At 65.8% G+C, this 18881-nt stretch carries 16 protein-coding genes; 12 read left to right on the forward strand and 4 right to left on the reverse strand.

Features of this window, described 5'->3' with window-relative positions; all coding sequences use genetic code 11:
* Positions 1-315: 315 nt before the first annotated feature.
* The 3 genes from BQ7391_RS04525 (at position 316) to BQ7391_RS04535 (ending at position 4660) form a co-directional block, all read left to right on the forward strand.
* A complete protein-coding gene (locus BQ7391_RS04525; protein ID WP_075279491.1) occupies positions 316-1185 on the forward strand; it encodes a methylenetetrahydrofolate reductase in 870 nt (289 codons plus the stop codon).
* Positions 1186-1188: 3 nt separating this feature from the next.
* On the forward strand, positions 1189-1899 hold the full coding sequence (locus BQ7391_RS04530; protein ID WP_075279492.1) for a vitamin B12 dependent-methionine synthase activation domain-containing protein: 711 nt from the start codon (positions 1189-1191) through the stop codon (positions 1897-1899).
* Between the two features lie 325 nt (positions 1900-2224).
* Complete coding sequence (locus tag BQ7391_RS04535; RefSeq protein WP_075279493.1) at positions 2225-4660, forward strand: homocysteine S-methyltransferase family protein; 2436 nt, start codon at positions 2225-2227, stop codon at positions 4658-4660.
* A gap of 34 nt (positions 4661-4694) precedes the next feature.
* On the opposite strand, the gene BQ7391_RS04540 is transcribed toward BQ7391_RS04535, so the two are convergent.
* Positions 4695-5240 carry a TetR/AcrR family transcriptional regulator gene (locus tag BQ7391_RS04540; RefSeq protein ID WP_075279494.1) on the reverse strand — a complete coding sequence of 182 codons (546 nt, stop codon included), beginning with the start codon at positions 5238-5240 and terminating at the stop codon, positions 4695-4697.
* Between the two features lie 185 nt (positions 5241-5425).
* Between BQ7391_RS04540 and BQ7391_RS04545 the strand changes: the two genes are divergently transcribed.
* On the forward strand, positions 5426-6127 hold the full coding sequence (locus tag BQ7391_RS04545; RefSeq protein ID WP_075279495.1) for an ABC transporter ATP-binding protein: 702 nt from the start codon (positions 5426-5428) through the stop codon (positions 6125-6127).
* 15 nt (positions 6128-6142) lie between these two features.
* On the forward strand, positions 6143-10120 hold the full coding sequence (locus BQ7391_RS04550) for an FtsX-like permease family protein (protein ID WP_235858620.1): 3978 nt from the start codon (positions 6143-6145) through the stop codon (positions 10118-10120).
* A 72-nt stretch (positions 10121-10192) separates the two neighbouring features.
* On the opposite strand, the gene BQ7391_RS04555 is transcribed toward BQ7391_RS04550, so the two are convergent.
* The 3 genes from BQ7391_RS04555 to BQ7391_RS04565 all read right to left on the reverse strand — a co-directional run bounded on the left by BQ7391_RS04555 (position 10193) and on the right by BQ7391_RS04565 (position 12551).
* Positions 10193-10966 carry an amino acid ABC transporter ATP-binding protein gene (locus BQ7391_RS04555; RefSeq protein ID WP_075279496.1) on the reverse strand — a complete coding sequence of 258 codons (774 nt, stop codon included), beginning with the start codon at positions 10964-10966 and terminating at the stop codon, positions 10193-10195.
* Positions 10959-11612 carry an amino acid ABC transporter permease gene (locus BQ7391_RS04560; RefSeq protein WP_075279497.1) on the reverse strand — a complete coding sequence of 218 codons (654 nt, stop codon included), beginning with the start codon at positions 11610-11612 and terminating at the stop codon, positions 10959-10961. Before BQ7391_RS04560 ends, BQ7391_RS04555 begins: the two co-directional genes overlap by 8 nt.
* Before the next feature lie 75 nt (positions 11613-11687).
* A complete protein-coding gene (locus BQ7391_RS04565; RefSeq protein WP_328586764.1) occupies positions 11688-12551 on the reverse strand; it encodes a transporter substrate-binding domain-containing protein in 864 nt (287 codons plus the stop codon).
* A 304-nt stretch (positions 12552-12855) separates the two neighbouring features.
* Here BQ7391_RS04565 and BQ7391_RS04570 point away from each other — a divergent pair, with 304 nt between their 5' ends.
* The 7 genes from BQ7391_RS04570 (at position 12856) to BQ7391_RS04600 (ending at position 18881) form a co-directional block, all read left to right on the forward strand.
* The gene (locus BQ7391_RS04570; protein WP_075279498.1) at positions 12856-13428 is read left to right on the forward strand and encodes a manganese efflux pump MntP; all 573 of its coding nucleotides are present in this window, start codon (positions 12856-12858) and stop codon (positions 13426-13428) included.
* A gap of 237 nt (positions 13429-13665) precedes the next feature.
* Positions 13666-14580, forward strand: a complete 915-nt coding sequence (yhfZ, locus tag BQ7391_RS04575; RefSeq protein ID WP_075279499.1) for a GntR family transcriptional regulator YhfZ — start codon at positions 13666-13668, stop codon at positions 14578-14580.
* Between the two features lie 45 nt (positions 14581-14625).
* Entirely contained in the window at positions 14626-15000 is a 375-nt protein-coding gene (locus BQ7391_RS04580; RefSeq protein WP_075279500.1) for a PRD domain-containing protein, read from the forward strand.
* A gap of 18 nt (positions 15001-15018) precedes the next feature.
* Positions 15019-15372, forward strand: a complete 354-nt coding sequence (locus BQ7391_RS04585; RefSeq protein WP_075279501.1) for a DUF2620 family protein — start codon at positions 15019-15021, stop codon at positions 15370-15372.
* A 62-nt stretch (positions 15373-15434) separates the two neighbouring features.
* Positions 15435-16766, forward strand: a complete 1332-nt coding sequence (locus BQ7391_RS04590) for a YhfT family protein (RefSeq protein WP_075279502.1) — start codon at positions 15435-15437, stop codon at positions 16764-16766.
* Between the two features lie 91 nt (positions 16767-16857).
* A complete protein-coding gene (locus BQ7391_RS04595) occupies positions 16858-17778 on the forward strand; it encodes a phosphotriesterase family protein (protein ID WP_075279503.1) in 921 nt (306 codons plus the stop codon).
* Entirely contained in the window at positions 17775-18881 is a 1107-nt protein-coding gene (locus BQ7391_RS04600; RefSeq protein WP_075279504.1) for an aminotransferase class V-fold PLP-dependent enzyme, read from the forward strand. The genes BQ7391_RS04595 and BQ7391_RS04600 overlap by 4 nt, the downstream gene beginning before the upstream one ends.

The following is an 18881-nucleotide window of genomic DNA, read 5'->3' on the forward strand; positions in this document are numbered from 1 at the left end:
CGCTCGCCGCACGTCTGACGGCAAAGCCCGACGTAGGGGGCCCGCGGACTGCCGTCTGCGACTTTCTGCGCGCACATCGGGCTCGCGAGGGTTATATCTAAGGTGTCACCGCCCGCGCCATCGTGCCGGGCGCGCGACGCATTCGGGCACGACGGCCCCCGACCGTCGTGCCTGGGAGGTCCCCGCGGCGGGGCGGCGCGAATGGCCCGCCCCGCCGCTGAGCGGAGGACCCGCTGGGGCGTCACGGGCGCGGGGCGTCGTCCGAACGCCGCTTCCCGGAGCCGCTAGAATGAGGGGACGAGGAGAGGGGACACCATGAAGATCATCGACAGGCTATCCGCGCGGCAGACGTTCTCGTTCGAGATTTTCCCGCCCAAGGGGGAGCTTTCCCTGGAGACCGCCTACGAGGTGGCGGGCGAGATGGCGCGGGACTGCCCGGACTGGATCTCGGTCACGTACTCCGCCGGCGGCTCGGGCAACTCGGCGAACACCGTGCCCATCGCCGCCTCGATAGAGCGCGACCTCGGCGTCACCGCCCTCGCGCACCTCACCTGCCTCGGCTCGACGAGCGATGACGTGGACGCCTACGTCGACTCGCTCGGGGAGGCCGGGATCGAGAACGTGCTCGCCCTGCGCGGCGACCGCGCCCCCGGGCGCGAGGCGCGCGACTTCGGCCACGCGTCCGACCTTATCGCCTACCTGCGCGACCGCGGGTCCGAGCTCTGCATCGGCGCCGCGTGCTACCCCGAGGGGCACGTCGAGTCCCCCACGGAGGAGGAGAGCTTCCACGCGCTCTGCCTCAAGCAGGAGGCCGGCGCCGACTACTTGGTCTCCCAGCTCTTCTTTGACAACGAGGACTTCTATCGCTTCCGCGAGAAGTGCCTGCGCTACCGCGTGCGCCTTCCCATCGTGGCGGGCATCATGCCGTTCACGAGCGTGAAGCAGATCCAGCGCATGGCGTTCACCTGCGGCGCGTCCATCCCGGCCAAGGTCGTGAAGCGGCTCGTGCTCGCCGGGGACGACCCCGCCGACCAGGCGCGCGCCGGCGTTGAGTACGCCTGCGAGCAGCTGACGGACCTCGCCGCCAACGGGGTGGACGGCCTGCACGTCTACAGCATGAACAAGCCGTCCGTGGCGCACGCGGCCCGCGAGGCGCTCCTCGCCTGCGGCTACCTCGAGGCGTAGCGCGTGGCGACGGTCGAGTCCTACGACGTCAGGTCGGTCGACCGTGGCGAGGTGCTGCGCTACCTCGGCTACGCTGGCCAGCCGATCACGCCCGAGCTGGACGCGCGCATCGACGAGGTCGTCGCGCGCTGCCTCGCCACTTGTCGTCCGCGTGGCGCATGGCGCGTCTTCGACGTCGCGGCGCGCGGAGAGAGGGGCGGCGTCCCCGTCATCTCGCTCGCGGGCACCTCGCTCGAGCTCGCGGGGCACTCCATCGCCGAGCACCTGGACGGGGCCGTGGCGGTGGGTGCGCTCGCCGTGACCGTGGGGATGGGAGTCGAGGCCGAGCTGCGCCGCCTCTCGCTCACGGACCCGCTCGCGCAGGTGGTCTTCGATGCGGCGGGGACGGCCGCCGTGGAGCGCGCGGCCGACGGAGCCGAGGCGGGCGTCGTTGCCGATGCCGCCTCGCGCGGGCTCTTCTGCGGCTCGCGCTTCTCGCCGGGCTACGGCGACCTGCCGCTTGCGACCCAGCCCGTCCTTCTCGCCGCGCTCGACGCCCAGCGCGCCCTGGGCATCACGCTGTCCCGGGAGCTCCTGATGTCACCCACCAAGAGCGTGACCGCGGTGGTGGGGCTCTTCGAGCAGCCGCGCGGCACCGCGCATGCCAGCTGCGCGGGCTGTCCCTGTCGGGACTTCTGCGTGCTGCTGCGCGCCGGGAGCACCTGCCGCGGCTGAGCGCGCGACGTGCGGAGGGGGCGCGTTGCGAGGGGTGGGGTTGTGGCGCCCGCCGGCGCGCGGGGGTTGCGAAAAACGGGGTTATGGCAATCGGTGCGTGGCGTCACCTGGGCGTTCTTATAGGCATGTTGCGGGATTTGGGGTAATGGCAGCGCGATTGCCGCCACAACCCCGATTGGGGCAACGCCCCCGGGCCGTGAATTGCCACGACCCAATTATCCGCAACGGGCGCGCGTTTCCTCACCGGAAACCATCGGCTGCTAGGATGCTGTCGATAAGAACGTGCGATAAGAACGACCGAGAAGAACGTGCGCAAGGAGGCGCCATGACCAACGACGACACCCTCGCGGCGGCTCTCGCCGGGGACGGCTTTCTGCTCTTTGACGGGGCCATGGGCACCCAGCTGCAGGAGCGCGGGCTTGCCGCCGGGGAGCTGCCGGAGCTTCTGTGCCTCGAGCGCCCGGAGGTGGTGACGCAGATCCACGCCGCCTACGTGGCGGCCGGCTCCGACGTGGTGACCACCAACACCTTTGGCGCCAACGTGGAGAAGCTCGGCTCCGCGGCCACGGTCGAGGAGGTCTTCTCGGCGGCCGTCGCCTGCGCCCGCGCGGCGCGCCCGCGCTACGTGGCGGCCGACATCGGCCCCACGGGGCAGCTCCTCGCGCCGATGGGGACCCTCTCCTTCGATGACGCCTACGAGCTCTTTGCCCGCCAGGTGCGCGCCGCCCAGGCGGCGGGCGCGGACCTCTTCATCATAGAGACGATGGCCGACCTCGCCGAGGCCAAGGCCGCCCTGCTCGCCGTGCGGGAGAACTCGGACCTTCCGGCATTTGTCACGATGACCTTCCAGGAGGACGGGCGGACGTTTCTTGGCACCACGCCGGAGGTCGCGGCGCTCACGCTCTCCTCGCTTGGCGCCGCGGCCGTGGGCATCAACTGTTCGCTCGGGCCGGCGGAGGTGGCCCCGCTCGCGTCACGCATGCTGCCGTGGGCGAGCTGCCCCGTGATGGTCCAGGCCAACGCCGGCCTGCCGCGCGTGGTGGACGGCCAGACGGTCTTTGACATCGGTCCGGAGGAGTACGCCGCCGCCGTCGCCGGCATGCTGGACGCGGGCGTCACCATCGTGGGCGGCTGCTGCGGCACCACGCCGGCGCACGTCGCGGCCGAGCGCGCGCTGCTCGCCGCCCGCGTGCCCGCGCGGCGCGAGCTGCCCGACCGCTTTGCGGTGTGCGGGCCCCAGGGCCTCTGCGCGCTCGCGCCCGGCCAGGTGGGCGTCATCGGCGAGCGCATCAACCCCACGGGAAAGCGCAAGATGAAGGAGGCGCTGCGCAGCGGCAACCACGACCACGTGCTCGGCGAGGCCATCGCCCAGGAGGCGGCCGGCGCCCAGATCCTGGACGTCAACGCCGGCCTGCCCGAGATCGACGAGCGCTCCGTCATGCGACGGCTCGTGGACGAGCTCCAGGGGGTGACCACGCTCCCGCTGCAGATCGACTCGGCGGACCCCGCGGTCATCGAGGCCGCCGTGCGCAGCTACCCGGGCAAGCCGCTCATCAACTCCACCAACGGCCGAGCGGACGTGCTCTCCGCCGTGGTGCCCATCGCCGCGCGCTACGGCTGCGCGCTCGTGGGGCTCACCCTGGACGAGGACGGCATCCCGCCCACGGCCGAGGGACGCGTGGCCGTTGCCCGCAAGATCGTGGCCGCCACGGACGCGGCGGGCATCCCGCGCCACGACGTCGCGATCGACTGCCTGGCCATGGCCGCGTCCACCGACCAGTCCGCCCCGCGCGCGATCCTCGATGCCATCCGCGGCGTCAAGGAGGGGCTGCCGGGCGTGCGCTGCGTGCTCGGCGTCTCAAACATAAGCTTCGGCCTGCCGTTCCGCCCGCTCGTCAACGCGACCTTCCTCGCCGCGGCGCTCTCGGCCGGCCTCGACCTTGCGATCATCAACCCGGAGAGCCGGCGCATGATGGATGTCGTGGAATCCTGGCGCGTGCTCTCCGGCGAGGACGAGCAGGCGCGCTTCTATGTGGAGCACTACGCGGGCCGCTCGGACGCCCCCGTCGCCTCGGGGCAGGGCGAGAAGGGCGCCCCGCTCACGGCCGCTCCCGACGCGAGCCTGCCTGACGACCCCGTGGGGCGCGTGCGCGCGCTCGTGCTTGCGGGCCGCGGCGGTCCCGTCCCGGACGCGGTGCGCGAGGTTCTTCTCGCGCATGACGCGCTCTTCGTCATCAACGAGGCCATCATCCCGGCGCTCGACGAGGTGGGGCGGCGCTTTGAGGCGGGGACGTTCTTCCTGCCGCAGCTCATGGCATCGGCCGAGGCGGCCAAGGCGGGCTTTGAGGTGGTGCGCGCGGCAAGCGAGAGGGACGGCGCGCCCGCGGGCGACAAGGGCACCGTGGTGGTGTGCACCGTCAGGGGGGACATCCACGACATCGGCAAGAACATCGTGCGCATGCTGCTCGAGAACTACGGCTTCGACGTCATCGACCTCGGGCGCGATGTAGCGCCCGAGACGGTGGCCGACGTCGTGGTGGAGCGGCATGTGCGCCTGGTGGGGCTCTCCGCGCTCATGACGTCTACGGTGCCGGCCATGGCCGAGACCATCGAGCTCCTGCGCGAGCGCGCCCCGTGGTGCAGGGTCGTCGTGGGCGGCGCGGTGCTCACGCCGGAGTACGCCCAGATGGTGGGCGCCGACTTCTATGCGAAGGACGCCACGGAGACCGCCCGCATCGCCGGAGAGGTCCTCGGCCGCTAGCTCGCGCCGTCCGCGCCCCGGACCACGCGGCCCCTCACGTGACGATGCGTACCACGAGCTGGATGAGCTGGTCGATGGGCATGGGATCGTCCTCCGAGGTCCAGGTGCGTATTGTGGAGACGATCCCCGAGAGGTAGAACTCCCTGACGATTCGCTCCGCCTGCTCGCCGAGGGGTTCCTCCGGCAGGAAGAACCGGTCCACGAGCGGGCTGATGATCTCCTTCAGCCGCTGGGTGAACGCCGGATCGCCGTGGTCTCCCAGGAGGACCCGTGTGTACTCGCGGGACTTCTCGGCAAGGCGGAGGATGAGGCTCATGTGCTGCGAGAAGTCGAGCCGGTCGCCCTGGAGCAGGCGCTTGTTGACCAGATGGTCGATAACGCCGAGCACCTGCCCCTCGATCTCCTCGAGTAGCTCGTAGACGTCGTGATAGTAAAGGTAGAACGTGGCGCGGTTGTAGCCCGCGCGGTCCGTGATCTCCCGCACGGAGATCTTCTCGATGGGGCGCTCGCGGTAGAGCTCCCAGAACGCCTGGCGGAGGTTTGCCCGCGTCTGTTCGGTGACCTGCGGCTGCTTTCTCATGGCATCCCTTCGACGGGTCGGTTGGGGCCGTCCTCCCTCTGGTCCGTTCAGCTTCCCCGATGCTTCGTGGAGGCGCGAAGAAGACTCGACACTTGCGCGGCCGGTGTCGAGCCGAGGTTCTGCTCGCCGACTGCGGCAAGTATACTTCCGTTTAGACAACACGCTGTCGAGTAATCGGAGATGGCATGCCATACATCGAGTTCAGCGACGTCGTGCGCAGCTACGGCGAGGGCGGTGCCAAGATCAACGCCCTCGACGGGGCGAGCTTCGTCGTGGAGAAGGGCGAGCTCGCCGTCATCCTGGGAGCGTCCGGCGCGGGAAAGACCACGGCCCTCAACATCCTGGGCGGCATGGACTCCGCCACGTCCGGGAAGGTCGTGGTGGGAGGGCGCGACATCAGCGCCGCGGGAGAGAACGACCTCGTGATGTACCGGCGCGCCGACGTGGGCTTTGTCTTCCAGTTCTACAACCTCGTGCCCAACCTCACGGCGCTGGAGAACGTGGAGCTGGCGGCGCAGATCTGCCCCGACTCGCTCGACGCGGCGCAGACGCTCGAGAAGGTCGGCCTGGCGGAGCGCCTGGACAACTTCCCGGCCCAGCTCTCCGGCGGAGAGCAGCAGCGCGTCTCCATCGCGCGCGCCATAGCCAAGAACCCCAAGCTCCTGCTCTGCGACGAGCCCACAGGAGCGCTCGACTACGTCACCGGCAAGCAGATCCTGCAGCTCCTGCAGGACACCTGCCGGCGCGACGGCATCACGGTCATCATCGTCACGCACAACGCGGCGCTCGCCGACATGGCCGACCGCCTCATCCGCTTCAAGAGCGGTCGGGTGACGGACATGACCGTGAACCCCGACCCCAGGCCCATCGCCGAGATCGAGTGGTAGCGGGGCGAGAGGGACGTGGCGGCACGGGGCGGCATATCCACTGCGTTTTCCAAGGACGTCCTGCGCACGGTGCGCGGGAGCCTGAAGCGCTTCGTGGCCCTCGCCACGATCACCGCGCTTGGCGTGACCATGCTCGTGGGCCTGCGCGCGGCATGCGTGGACCTACGCAACTCCGCCGACGCCTTCTTTGACGATCAAGGCCTCTTTGACGTGCGGGTGCAGTCGACCCTCGGGCTCACGGACGAGGACGTGGACGCGCTCTCGCGTCTCGACGGCGTGGAGGCCGTCGAGGGGGGCTACGCCGAGACGTGCTACACGACGGTGGGCACCACCTCGGAGAAGGTGGACGTCAAGGCGCTTTCCGCCTCGGGAATGAACGAGCCGCTCGTGCTCGAGGGTCGCCTGCCCGAGTCCGCAGGCGAGGTGGCGGTGACCGCGCGCTACCTCAAGGACTCCGGCCTCTCCGTCGGGGACTCGGTGAGCTTTCACGGCGCCGACGACGGCGAGGAGTCCGGCGAGGATGAGTCCGCGCTCGACTCCGGCTCGACTGAGGTCTTCGAGCGCGGGGACTACACGATCGTGGGGTCCGTGCTCGACCCGATGGAGATCAACGCGGGCGAGGGGACGATGTCCTTCCGCTCGAGTGGAGGCTCGCAGTACTCCTTCTTCGTGACGGGGGACGACGTCGTCGATCCGAGCGTCTATACCGTGGCGTACGTCATGGTCGAGGGAGCCGCCGACCCGCTCTGCTACTCGGCGGAGTACGAGGGCATCGTGGACGAGGTGCTCCAGAGCGTCGAGGATGCGCGCGCCGAGCGCGAGCGCGCCCGCGGGGAGCAGGTTCGCTCCGACGCCGCCGAGGAGGTGGACGACGCGGAGGCCGAGGCCCTCGAGGAGCTGGCCGAAGCCGAGCAGGAGCTCGTGGATGGGCAGGCGGAGCTCGACGAGGGGCGTGCCGAGGTCGCGGACGGCCAGCGCGAGCTCGACGAGCAGCGCGCGGACGCCCTCTCGCAGCTCGAGGACGCCCAGGATACGATCGACGAGAACCTCCGCGCGCTCGAGGAGGGCGCCGCGGAGTACGAGGACGGCCTCGCCGCGTATGAGCAGGGCCTCGCCGCGTACGAGGCGGCGCTTCCGGGCGCTGAGCAGCAGCTTCGAGACGGCCAGGCCCAGCTCGACGCCGTGCGCGCGAACATCTCCGGCGTCGAGGTCGCCGAGGGGGTCACGATAGGCGACCTCGAGGAGCAGCGCGACCAGGCCCAGGCGGCCGTGGACTCGCTCCCAGGGACCATCGCGTCGATTGACGCCACCGCCGAGGGCGTGGCGTCAGGACTCGAGCAGATATCGGAGGCACTCAAGGGCCTTCTGGGAACGGACTTCGGGATCGGGGGGCTTGCGACGGAGGCGCGCGACGCATGGGCGGCCGTGGCGGCCGTCGACCCGAGCGACGACGCGGCCGTCAGCGCCGCCGTGGGCGGGTACGCCGAGGTGCTCTCCCGGGCTTCGAAGACGCTCTCCACCCTCTCGGGGCTCCTCGGGGCCCAGATAGACCAGCTGGGCGTGAAGATCGCCGACCTCGACGGCCAGATCGAGGAGCTCGGCCGTGCCATCGAGGAGAACGAGGGGAAGCTCGCGGACCTCACGAGCAGGATCGAGGAGCTTCAGGAGTCTGACCCCGAGTCTCCCGACCTCGAGGGGCTTCTCAATCAGAAGATGGAGCTCGAGGGGACGCTCGGGGAGCAGCGGAAGAGCCGCGAGGACCTCCAGGGCCAGCGCGACGCCCTCCAGGGCCAGCTCGACTCCTACGTCGGATACCAGACGAGCCTCGACCAGCTCATCTCCTTCGGAAGCGATGAGTCTGCGGACGGCCAGGGCGCCACGGCCCTGGCGAGCGGCCGCGTGCGGGCGCAGGCGGGCCTTGCCCAGGCCCAGGAGGGGCTCGACCGGCTCAACCCCGCGATCGAGCAGGCGAGGAGTGCCGTCGAGGCGGAGCTTGCCGCGCGGCAGGCGGCCATCGACCAGGGCTGGCAGGAGCTCCGGGACGCCTATGGCGAGCTCGAGAGCGCCCGCGTCCTTCTCGTCCAGAGCGCGGAGCAGATAGCCGACGGGCGGGCCCAGCTTGCGGAGGGCCAGGCCGAGCTCGATCGCCAGCGCGCCGATGCCCTGGCACAGCTCGCCGACGCCCAGCGTCAGCTTGACGACGCCCTTGCGGAGATCGCCGATGGCCAGGCCGAGCTCGACGAGGGGCGCGCCACCTTCGAGCAGGAGCGCGACGACGCCCTCGCCGAGATTGCGGACGCCCGCGAGGAGATCGCGGACCTCCCCGACGCCACGTGGTACGTGCAGGACCGCTCGAGCCTCTCGAGCTACGCGAGCGTGGACTCCGACGCCTCCTCGATCGAGGCCATCGGAACCGTCATCCCCATCGTGTTCTTCGTGGTGGCCGTGCTCATCAGCCTCACCACCATGACGCGCATGGTGGAGGAGGAGCGCGGGCTCATCGGCGTCTACAAGGCGCTCGGGTACGGCCGCGGGAGCATCCTCTCGAAGTATGCCCTCTACGCGCTGGCCGCGTGCCTCGTCGGAGGCGTCGTGGGCAACGCGCTCGGCTTCGTGGTGCTGCCGGCCATCATCTTCACGATCTTCTCGACCATGTACGCGCTGCCGGGGTTTGCCTACGGCTTCGACGCCGCATGGGCGCTCGCGGCGTTTGCGCTCTTTGCCGCGGGCATCGTGGGCGCGACGCTTCTCACCTGCTGGCGGGAGCTCCATGAGTCACCCGCCTCGCTCATGCGCCCCAAGGCGCCCAGGGCCGGCTCGCGCATCCTGCTCGAGCATGTGGGGCCCGTGTGGCACCGGCTCGGCTTCCTCAGCAAGGTCACGGCGCGCAACCTCTTCCGCTACAAACGCCGCCTCCTCATGACGGTCTTTGGCATCGCGGGGTGCGTGGCGCTGCTCATCACGGGCTTCGGCATCCGCGACACCGTGCTCTCGCTCTCCCCGCGCCAGTACGGCGACGGCGGCGTGAACCTCTACGACCTCATGGCCGTGACCTCGGCGGACGACCTCGACTCTGCCATGGCCGACCTTGAGGGGAGCCCCGAGGTCGAGGACGTGCTGCGCGTCTACATCGACAGCCTCACCGTGAGCTATGGCGACTCCAAGGAGAGCGTCTCGCTCATCGTGGTCCCGGATGACGTCGACCTGTCGGGCTACGTGCGGCTCGTGGACGAGTCCGGGCAGCCCATGGCGCTCCCGGAGGACGGGGCCGTTATCACCAAGAACGCCGAGCAGGTCATGGGCTTCTCGCTCGGTGACGAGCTTCATCTCCAGGACTCCACTCTCGCCGAGGGGACAGCGCCCGTGAGCGGCATCGCGATGAGCTATCTGGGCAACACGCTCTACATGACCGAGAGCGCCTACGAGGCCGCCTTCGGCGCGCCCTGCGAGCAGAACGGCGTGCTCGCGCACCTCTCAGGGGGCGCCGACGAGCAGATTGCCTTCTCCGAGGGGCTTACCGAGGACGGGCGCTACCTCTCGGTGGTCTCCACGCAGAAGCTCGTGAATGACTTCTCGAGCGCGTTCACGCTCATCAACACCGTGGTCTACGTGGTCATCGTGCTGGCGGCGGCGCTCTCGTTCACGGTGGTCTTCACGCTCTCCAACACCAACATCTCCGAGCGCGAGCGCGAGCTCGCCACCATCAAGGTGCTTGGCTTCAGGCGGCCCGAGGTGCATCGCTACATCAACAAGGAGACGCTCATCCTCACGGGGATCGGCATCGTCTGCGGCATGCCGCTTGGCTACTTCCTCGCGCGGTCCCTCACGTGGATCTTGCGCATGCCGTCGCTCTACTTCGACGTAGTCGTGGACCCGCTCACGTACGTGATCTCCGCGGTGCTGGCGTTCGTGTTCACGCTGCTGGTGAACCTCATCACGGACCGCTCGCTCGACCGCATCGACATGGTTGGCGCCCTCAAGTCCGCCGAGTGACCTAGCGTGCAAAGGGGCCGTGCCAAGGGGGCAGCGTGCGAAAGTGACTGTCCCCTTGGCACGGCTGCCGGGTTACCCCTCTCGCTGGGCGAGAAACGCCTTCGTGCGCTCCTCTCGCGGATGATCGATGACCTGCTCGGCCGGGCCCTGCTCAACGATCACTCCACCGTCCATGAAGACGATGCGATCGGCGACCTCGCGCGCGAAGCCCATCTCGTGCGTGACGATGACCATGGTCATGTTCTCTGCCGCAAGCTCTTTGATGACGCGCAGGACCTCGGCCGTGAGCTCGGGGTCGAGCGCGCTCGTGGGCTCGTCGAAGTAGACGATGTCGGGGTGCATGGCGAGGGCGCGGGCGATGCTCGCGCGCTGCTGCTGGCCGCCGGAGAGCTGGCAGGGCACCTTGTCCTCGTTGCCGGCGAGCCCCATTTTGGCAAGAAGCGCCCGCGCCTCCTCCTCCGCCTCGGATCGGTCGCGCTTCTGCACGCACACGGGCGCGTCCATGACGTTGCGCAGCACCGAGAAGTGCGGAAACAGGTTGTAGTTCTGGAAAACCAGGCCAAAGCGCTGGCGTGCCTGGGCGAGCACGTTCTTGTCGCCATATGCGCCCCCGCGGGCCACGGCGACGTCCTCGTAGGAGAGGTCGCCGTCATCCAGGCGCTCGAGCAGCGTGAGGCAGCGCAGCAGCGTGGACTTTCCGCCACCGGAGGGGCCGATGATGGCCACGACCTCGCCGTGGTTGACGGAGAGCGAGATATCGCGCAGGACCTCCACGTCGCCGAAGCTCTTGCGGGCGTGCTCGAGGGAGACCACCGAGCGCGCCTCGTTCTTCTCGGCTTTAGTCATGGTAGTAGCTCAGCTTTCTCTCGATCTGCCCGGCCACGAAGTCGACGAGCAGGTTAAAGATCCAGTAGAAGGCCGCCGCGATGGCGAAGGGGAGCATGCTCACCTGACTCGCCACGAGCTGCTTGGCCACGGTGAACATCTCGATGACGCCGATCGAGAAGGCGAGCGAGGTGTCCTTGACGAGCGTGATGACCTCGTTGGTCATGGATGGCATGATGCGCTTGATTACCTGGGGAAGCACGATGCGCACGAACGTCTGCGCCTTGGAGTAGCCCAAGACCTGGGCCGCCTCGTGCTGGCCGCGCGGGATGGACTGGATTCCGGAACGGTAGATCTCGGCGAAGTATGCGGCGTAGTTGACGATGAAGGCCACGATCGTGGCATACCACTTGCTGTCGGTGGTGAGGCTGATGCCAAAGACGTAGTACGGAACGAAGTAGATGGCGAACATCTGAAGCATGAGCGGGGTGCCGCGCATGATGGAGATGTAGAAGCGGGCGAGAAGCGCGAGCGGCTTCACGCGGCTCATGCGCGCGAAGGCGACGAGCATGCCGAGGGGCAGCGACCCCAGCAGGGTGAAGGCGAATATCTGAAGGCTGACGAGAAACCCCTCGGCGAGCATCCCTGTCATGGTAAGCGTGTCCACGCTGCTCCTTTCATGGAAATGAGTCAAAAGGGGATAGACCCCTTTTGACTCATTGGGAGGACCTGTCGGGCCGGCCTACTCCAGGCACCAGTTCTCGTAGGAGATACCGTCCTCGCTGTACTTCTCACAGAGCTCCTGGATGAATCCGTCCTCATCCATGGCACGCAGCGACTCGTTGACCGCCTCGGCCGTGGCGTCGTCGCCCTTCTTGAAGCCGACGGCGTAGTGCTCCTCGGAGAGGAACTCGTCGAGCTGGACGTATGCGTCAGGCTTGGCGGCGAGCTGATACGCGGAGATGGAAAGGTCGCAGGCAACGGCGTCGACGGCGCCGGACTCGAGCTGCATGAAGGCCGTGTTGTAGTCCCCGATGGTCTCGAGGCTGGCAAAGGTGGCGGCGAGGTCCGCCTGCGTGGCGTCGTCTCCGGCAAGCACGTTATATGCGGCGGAGTCGACCTGCGTGATCACGGCCTTGCCGGCGAGGTCGTCGAAGCTGGCGATGCCGGAGTCAGCGCGCGCGACGATGACCTGGCCGTTGATCATGTACGGCTCGGAGAAGGTGTAGTCGTCCTCGCGGCCCTCCATGGTGAAGCCGTTCCAGATGCAGTTGATGGCGCCGCTGTCGAGAAGCGTGTCCTTGGCGTCCCAGTCGATGGCCTCGAGCTGGACCTCCCAGCCGTTGCGGCTGGCGACCTCCTGGGCGAGCTCGAGGTCAAAGCCGGTGTACTCGCCGTCGTCGCCGACGTAGCCGTAGGGCGGATAGGAGGAGTCGAAGCCCACGATGAGGGTACCGGTGTCCGCGGCGCCGGTGCCGGCGCCCTCGGCAGAGGGCGACGAAGCGTCATCGGAGCTGGCGGGGGTGCCGCCGCAGCCGGCAAGCGCGGCGAGGGACAGGGCGGAGAGCGAGGTAAGAACGAACGACCTTCTGTTCATGGCAGTCATGGTGATTCCTCCCGGTTTGGTGCTCCCGGCTGGGCCGGTACTTTACCCTACTAAAGCAGAGACGAATATACGCTTTAGCGTGATGGAGTACAAGGACGACGCTCGTCGGTTTTCAGGCTGGTAACAGAGCTGCTGTGGTATGATGGCGCCTCACGAGGGAGTAGTGGCACGTCGTGCGCGGCGTGTGGTGCGTCAACATGCTGGCCGCAGGGCCTGGCGCGCCTTAATCAACGAGACTCGCGACGAGGGTGAGGGGCCCTCGTCGCGAGTCTCTTTCTTTGTCGCTGGGACGAGAGGGGACCTCATGGGAATTGTCGAGCTGCTTCTCATAGCCGTAGGGCTGTCCATGGATGCGTTTGCCGTCTCCATCTGTCGGGGCCTGGGTATGCGAAGGCTCAACCTGCGGACCGCCGCCGTGCTTGCTCTCTTCTTCGGCGGCTTTCAGGCGTTGATGCCGCTCATTGGCTGGGCGCTCGGAAGCCAGTTCATGTGGCTCATCGAGCCGGTGGACCACTGGGTGGCGTTTGTCCTGCTCGCGTTCATTGGCGGCAAGATGCTCTGGGAGGCCTTCCACGAGGAGGACGACTGCTGCGGCTGCGAGGACACGAGTGGGATTGACCTGAAGGAGTTCGTCGTGCTTGCGGTGGCCACCTCGATTGATGCGCTAGCGGCGGGCATCTCGTTCGCGGCGCTTGCCGTGGACATCGTCCCGACGGTCTCCCTTATCGGCGTCATCACGTTTTGCCTCTCGTTTGCCGGCGTCGCGGTTGGTCACTACTTCGGGGCGCGCTACGAGAAGCCCGCGAGCATCGTGGGCGGCGTCGTGCTCATCCTCATCGGTCTCAAGGTCCTCCTCGAGCACCTGGGGATTCTGTAAATTGGGGACAGTCCCCAATTTACAGGTTTGCGAGTTGGGGGGCTGGCATCAACTCGTAGATATCGGAATATGACGGCATCGCGTAATCGCGGGCGCGCAACGTTTACGGTCGGAATACGACCGCTCGCCGCGCACGAAGGAGTTGGACGCATGAACCGACGCCCGAAAGTGAGAGCATAGTCCTAGTCAACGAATATACAAAAAAATGTATATTCAATCAACCGAAAAGAGGAAAAGATGCGGGGGATATACAGCAAGGGCGGCATGGTGACGCAGCGCGTTGCCCTTGAGCTCTGCGGCGTTGCCCCGGGCGAGCGTATCCCCACCGTTTCGGAGCTTGAAAAGAGCTGTGAGGCGTCTCGCGGGAATATTCAGAAGGCCTTGTCTTATCTCAAGGAACAGGGCGTAGTATCGCTTGAGTCGCATGGCCAGAATGGAACCACGCTTACCTCAATAGACTATCTATCCCTTGCCCGCTCCTGCGGTCGAGATCATCTTGTGGGCGTCATGCCGCTTCCCTACACAGCGCGTTATGAAGGTCTTGCAACGAGCCTTTTCACCCTGCTCAACACGCGTGGCCTGCGCGCGTTTATTACCTTTCTGCGTGGCTCGGAAGCCCGCGTCCAAGCCCTGTTCGACGGCTTTGCCAACTATGCGGTCATGAGTCGCATGGCCTTCGATGACTATGCTGCACACGGCTATCCCATTGAGGTGGCCCTCGAGTGCTCTCCGCTGACCTACGTTGGCCGTCACGTGCTCCTGCTGCGTGATGGGGAGCGGACCGATTGGACGGGTGCTCGCGTGGGCATCGATGAATCCTCGGTGGACCAATGCGGACTTACGCGTCGCTACTTTGCCAAGGCTGACGTCGAGTACGTTCCCGTTCAGTACACCCACATCGTCGACATGCTGCGCGCGGGCGTGCTCGATACAGGCATCTGGAATGAGGATGACGTGCACATTCGCGCCTCGGGCTTGTCTATGCGTCCGCTGGACGACGGGAATGTGCGGGATTCTAACACGCGTGCCGTGGTGGTGATAAGGACGGATGACTCGTTGACCCGGAGCCTCATCGCTGACCTCCTGCCTCGCGAGCGTGTTGAAGAGATTCAGCGGGAAGTTATGGACGGCAAACTGATGGCGCGTTACTAGCCATTGAGACATGCAAGGAATGGCCACTGGATCGAGAGGGGAACCGTGGGAACGGATGAGCTAGACGAGAGGATTGAGCTTTTGTACCAGAGCGGATTCTGCGATGAGGCGGGTCGGGACGGCCTTCGTCGGGCCGTTGACGCTCTGGTGCGAGAGTGCGGCGTCAAACGTGATGACGAGGTGCTCGGAATGTTGGTCACGCATGTGGCGGCGGCCCTCAAGCGCGTGCGCGAAGGTGAGGCCATAACGCCGCTTTCGCCCGAGATTGTGGAGGAGGTTCGTTCGAGTCCGGCGTACGCCGAGGCCAAGCGCATCCGGGACGAGCTCATTGATGCTCTGGGCTTTGAGCTTCCGGAGGCCGAGAAGGACTTTGTGTTGGTTCATGTTGGTGGCTTGCTCCTGTTGCAGGCCAACGAGTAGAGAGGTAAGGGAGAGACGATGAGAATTGCGGTTGGGGGGCTCAACAAGAACCAGATGGAGGCGGCCATCAAGGCGGCGGCCCCGGATGCGGAGGTGACGGTCACCAATGACATGACCGGTGCCCAGCTCATCAAACAGGGTAAGGTCGACTACTACTTTGGCGCGTGCGAAAGCGGCGGCGGCGCAGCCATCTCTATTCTCATTGGGTTGGTTGGCTACCCGAAGTGCTGCACCGTATGCAAGAACGGCAGTAAGCCAAACCCGGACGAGATCAAGAAGTTCGTGGACGAGGGCAAGGTGGTTTTTGGGATGACGACCGGGGCCATCGACCGCACGGTCCCGCTACTCATTGACGCGTTGCGCAACAAATAGCGGTCCTTATGCGGGATTGGGGCCCGCCGGACTGAATAGGCAGAAAAGAAGAGGAGTACACAATGGAAATTAGCGTTCTGAGCGTGCTGGTCGTGGGGGCCTTGTGCGCGATTACGGCGCTGCTGTCCAACGTTGGGGCAGCCGTGTTCAATGATGGCGTCAGGCCGTTTGTGCCCGAGTTTCTCGAGGGCCGCATGCCGCGCCCCGAGTATGCGCTTGCGGTCTTTGGTATGTGCATCGGTTTTATTGCTTCGGTGGGTATTGGCAATGCGCTTGCCACAAACCTGCTGAACCCGTGGCTGCTGTTCCTTGCTACTGACATCATCGGCGCGATTTGCCCCAAGAAGTGGCTTGCGGCCGTGGCGGGCGCCGCTTGGGGCGTGCTGTGCCTAGTGGGTATCAGCGGAATCAATGCGGTGCTTACGTTCATGCCCGTCGATCTTATCGGCGCTCTTGGCCAGCTCGGCACCTATATCGTAACTGGTTTCGCGCTTTTCCCGGTGGTGGCCATCATCATGCAGTTCGGCTGGCAGCGCGGTATCATCACGGCGGTCCTCGCCGTTGTCGCCCGCGTTTTTGGCCCCATGCTGACCTTCGGCCCCACGCAGGCTTCAATCAGCGCTGACGCGTGGACGCTGCTCGTGGGCGTCATCATGCTCGTGGCCTTCGCCGTGCAGAAGGACCTCAAGGACAAGGATCGCGCCTCTGACGATCTTGAGGGCAACCTCTTCTCTGAGCGCGTGGGTCGCATTCGAAAGAACGTCCCGTTTCTCATGATTGCCGGAGGCCTGATTGCCGTTGCCTGCAACCTGCACTTCTTCGCCGGTTCCGACGTTTCGATGTTCAGCCTCTCCGAGGCCTATTACTCTGCGGGATCCGGTGCCGAGGCCCTCATCCAGACGGCTGCCGTCAACGAGCTTTTCCGCGGCATCAGCTTCATTCCGCTCATTGCAGTGACCGCTATCACGACGGGCGTCTATGGCGTTGCTGGCTTTACTTTTGTCTATGTTGCGGGCTACCTGTCCCCCAACCCCATTGTCGCTGCCGCCCTGGGAGCTGTCATCATCTTCGTTGAGGTCATGGCACTTGGGGTTATCGGCAAGCAGCTCGGACGCTTCCCGAGCCTTCGTGACGCGGCTGATAACATCCGTTCCGCGATGAGCAGCTGCGTTGAGTTTGCCCTGCTTTTCGGTTCGCTCAACGCCGTGATTGTCATGGGCACCCAGATTGCCAACCCGACGCTTGCCTTCGCCATCGCCGCCGCAATTTACTACGTGAACGAGGTCACCGGACGCAAGATCATGCGCATGGCCATCGGACCCGTATTTGCCGTGGCCACGGGCATCATCCTCAACCTGCTCTACGTGCTCGGCCTCGTGGCCATTGTCGCCTAGCCGACTCCATCCAGCTGGGATTGGGTTCTATCTCACATGTTTCCAGCCCGAGGTTAGTTGATGGCCCCGGGCTGGGAAAGAAGGGCAAGTCATGATTCAGACGGTTCTTGGACCCATTGCGTCCTCAGAGCTTGGCGTTGTCATGTCGCACGAGCACCTCAGCGTTGATTTGAGCAGCGTGCGAGGCGATGACGACTCATCTTTCACCTGCTCAGGTCTTGTGCTGTCGGAAATGGAGCGCCTGCGCTCCGCAGGGGCGAACAGCGTCATTGAAGTGAGCTGCATAGATATGGGCCGCGACGTTTTGGCCCTCCAGGAGATTTCGCGCAGAAGCGGACTGAACATCGTCTGCGCAACGGGATTCTACCTCGAGCAGTATCACCCGTCGTGGCTGGCTGATGCCACGGTGGAGAAGATCGAGGAGGTCCTTGCGAGTGAGTTCTCAGAGGGCGTCGGGGAGACCGGCGTGCGCCCGGGCGTTATCGGAGAGATTGCGGGAGAGCAGAATGAGATTACCGATTCCGAGCGCCGGGTCATGGTTGCCTCCGCGCACGTTGCCGCACAGGTGGGTTGTGCGGTGACGACGCACTGTCAGCTCGGTCAGATGGCCCTCGAGCAGGCTGAGCTGCTCGTGGAGGCTGGTATGAGGCCCGAGAAGGTCGTGCTCGGCCACCTCGACCTGGCTGATGATCTTGATTACTATCGTCGCGTGCTCGCCACTGGAGTCAATATCGGCTTCGACACCTGCGGCAAGGTTGCCTATCTTACGGATGAGAGGAGAGCTGCTAACCTGGCCGTGCTCGCCTCCGAGGGGTATGCGGGGCAGATTGTGCTCTCTGCAGATATTTCTCGCCAGTCATACATGCACGCCAAGGGCGGCTTCGGCTATACCGCCGTGCTGGACCGCGTGCTGCCGATGGCGCGTGAGCTCGGTCTTGCTGACGGGGCGGCTCAAGCGATGCTCGTGGACAACCCTGCGCGCATCTTTGATATCGAGGGAGGCCTGGCGTGAGGACCTACCCCCTGTACTCGAGGACGATTGAGGAGGCCCGTGCACTCCAATTCAAGGTCGTTGATGCCGCGACGCGCACCTTTACGGGTGATGAGCTGCTGAGCCTGGGTGATTTGGGTGTACATGCGGGAACCAACAGACCTTTGCAGACCATCCGGGTCGAGCACGTCTTTGCCAAGGCCTTCGATGCCGAGGACGCGGTGCTCGTTCGTGGTGCGGGAACAGGAGCGCTGCGATGGGCGCTTGCGGCTGCGCTGCGTCCGGGCGAGACGGTGCTTGTGCACGAAGCGCCCGTCTATCCCACCACCAAAGTGACGTTGGACACGATGGGCTGTTCCATCGTGACCGCCGACTTTAACAGCGATGCGGCGATTGAGCTCGTGTGTGCTGAGCGCGTGTCTGACATTCGAGCCGTGCTTGTCCAGCACTCGCGCCAAAAGCCCGATGACTCCTACGATCTCGGTCACGTGATTGAACAGATTCGAGCCGCCCTCGGGGATATCACAATCGTGACGGATGACAACTACGCCGCAGCCAAGGTGCGCGCTATCGGTTGCCAGCTCGGTGCTGACATGGCCACCTTCTCCTGCTTCAAGGTCTTGGGTCCGGAGGGCGTGGGCGTGGTAATCGGCCGTAGGGAGCCCATCGAGCGTATTCGTGAAATGCAGTATTCAGGTGGCAGCCAGGTGCAAGGCTACGAGGCCATGGCGGCTCTGCGCGGGTTGGTTTACGCGCCGGTCGCGTTAGCCATTGCGGGAGCAACGTGTCATGAGGTTGTCGAGCGCCTCTGTTCTGGCGAGCTTGCTCATGTGCGTGGAGCCTACGTGGCAAACGCGGAGAGCAAGGCGGTGTTGGTCGAGTTTGACGAAGACGTGGCGGATCGCATCCTTGCGCTCGCGCCCGCCCACGGCGCGGCGCCCCATCCGGTTGGGTGCGAGAGCCGCTATGAGTTCGCTCCGATGTTCTATCGGATTAGCGCGACCTTCCGCGCTCAGAATCCCTCTTGGCAGCGTCGCATGATTCGCATCAACGTCATGCGTTCGGGACCCGATACCGTGATTCGGATTCTTAGGGAACTGATTGAGGAAGTCTACGCAGCGTAG

The sequence above is a fragment of the Thermophilibacter provencensis genome (genome assembly GCF_900128445.1).
Taxonomy (GTDB): Bacteria; Actinomycetota; Coriobacteriia; order Coriobacteriales; family Atopobiaceae; genus Thermophilibacter; species Thermophilibacter provencensis.

Coding starts and splice junctions, on each gene's coding strand:
- BQ7391_RS04525 (WP_075279491.1), top strand. CDS start 316: ATGAAGATCATCGACAGGCTATCCGCGCGGCAGACGTTCTCGTTCGAG.
- BQ7391_RS04535 (WP_075279493.1), top strand. CDS start 2,225: ATGACCAACGACGACACCCTCGCGGCGGCTCTCGCCGGGGACGGCTTT.
- BQ7391_RS04540 (WP_075279494.1), bottom strand. CDS start 5,240: ATGAGAAAGCAGCCGCAGGTCACCGAACAGACGCGGGCAAACCTCCGC.
- BQ7391_RS04545 (WP_075279495.1), top strand. CDS start 5,426: ATGCCATACATCGAGTTCAGCGACGTCGTGCGCAGCTACGGCGAGGGC.
- BQ7391_RS04555 (WP_075279496.1), bottom strand. CDS start 10,966: ATGACTAAAGCCGAGAAGAACGAGGCGCGCTCGGTGGTCTCCCTCGAG.
- BQ7391_RS04565 (WP_328586764.1), bottom strand. CDS start 12,551: ATGACTGCCATGAACAGAAGGTCGTTCGTTCTTACCTCGCTCTCCGCC.
- BQ7391_RS04570 (WP_075279498.1), top strand. CDS start 12,856: ATGGGAATTGTCGAGCTGCTTCTCATAGCCGTAGGGCTGTCCATGGAT.
- yhfZ (WP_075279499.1), top strand. CDS start 13,666: ATGCGGGGGATATACAGCAAGGGCGGCATGGTGACGCAGCGCGTTGCC.
- BQ7391_RS04585 (WP_075279501.1), top strand. CDS start 15,019: ATGAGAATTGCGGTTGGGGGGCTCAACAAGAACCAGATGGAGGCGGCC.
- BQ7391_RS04590 (WP_075279502.1), top strand. CDS start 15,435: ATGGAAATTAGCGTTCTGAGCGTGCTGGTCGTGGGGGCCTTGTGCGCG.
- BQ7391_RS04595 (WP_075279503.1), top strand. CDS start 16,858: ATGATTCAGACGGTTCTTGGACCCATTGCGTCCTCAGAGCTTGGCGTT.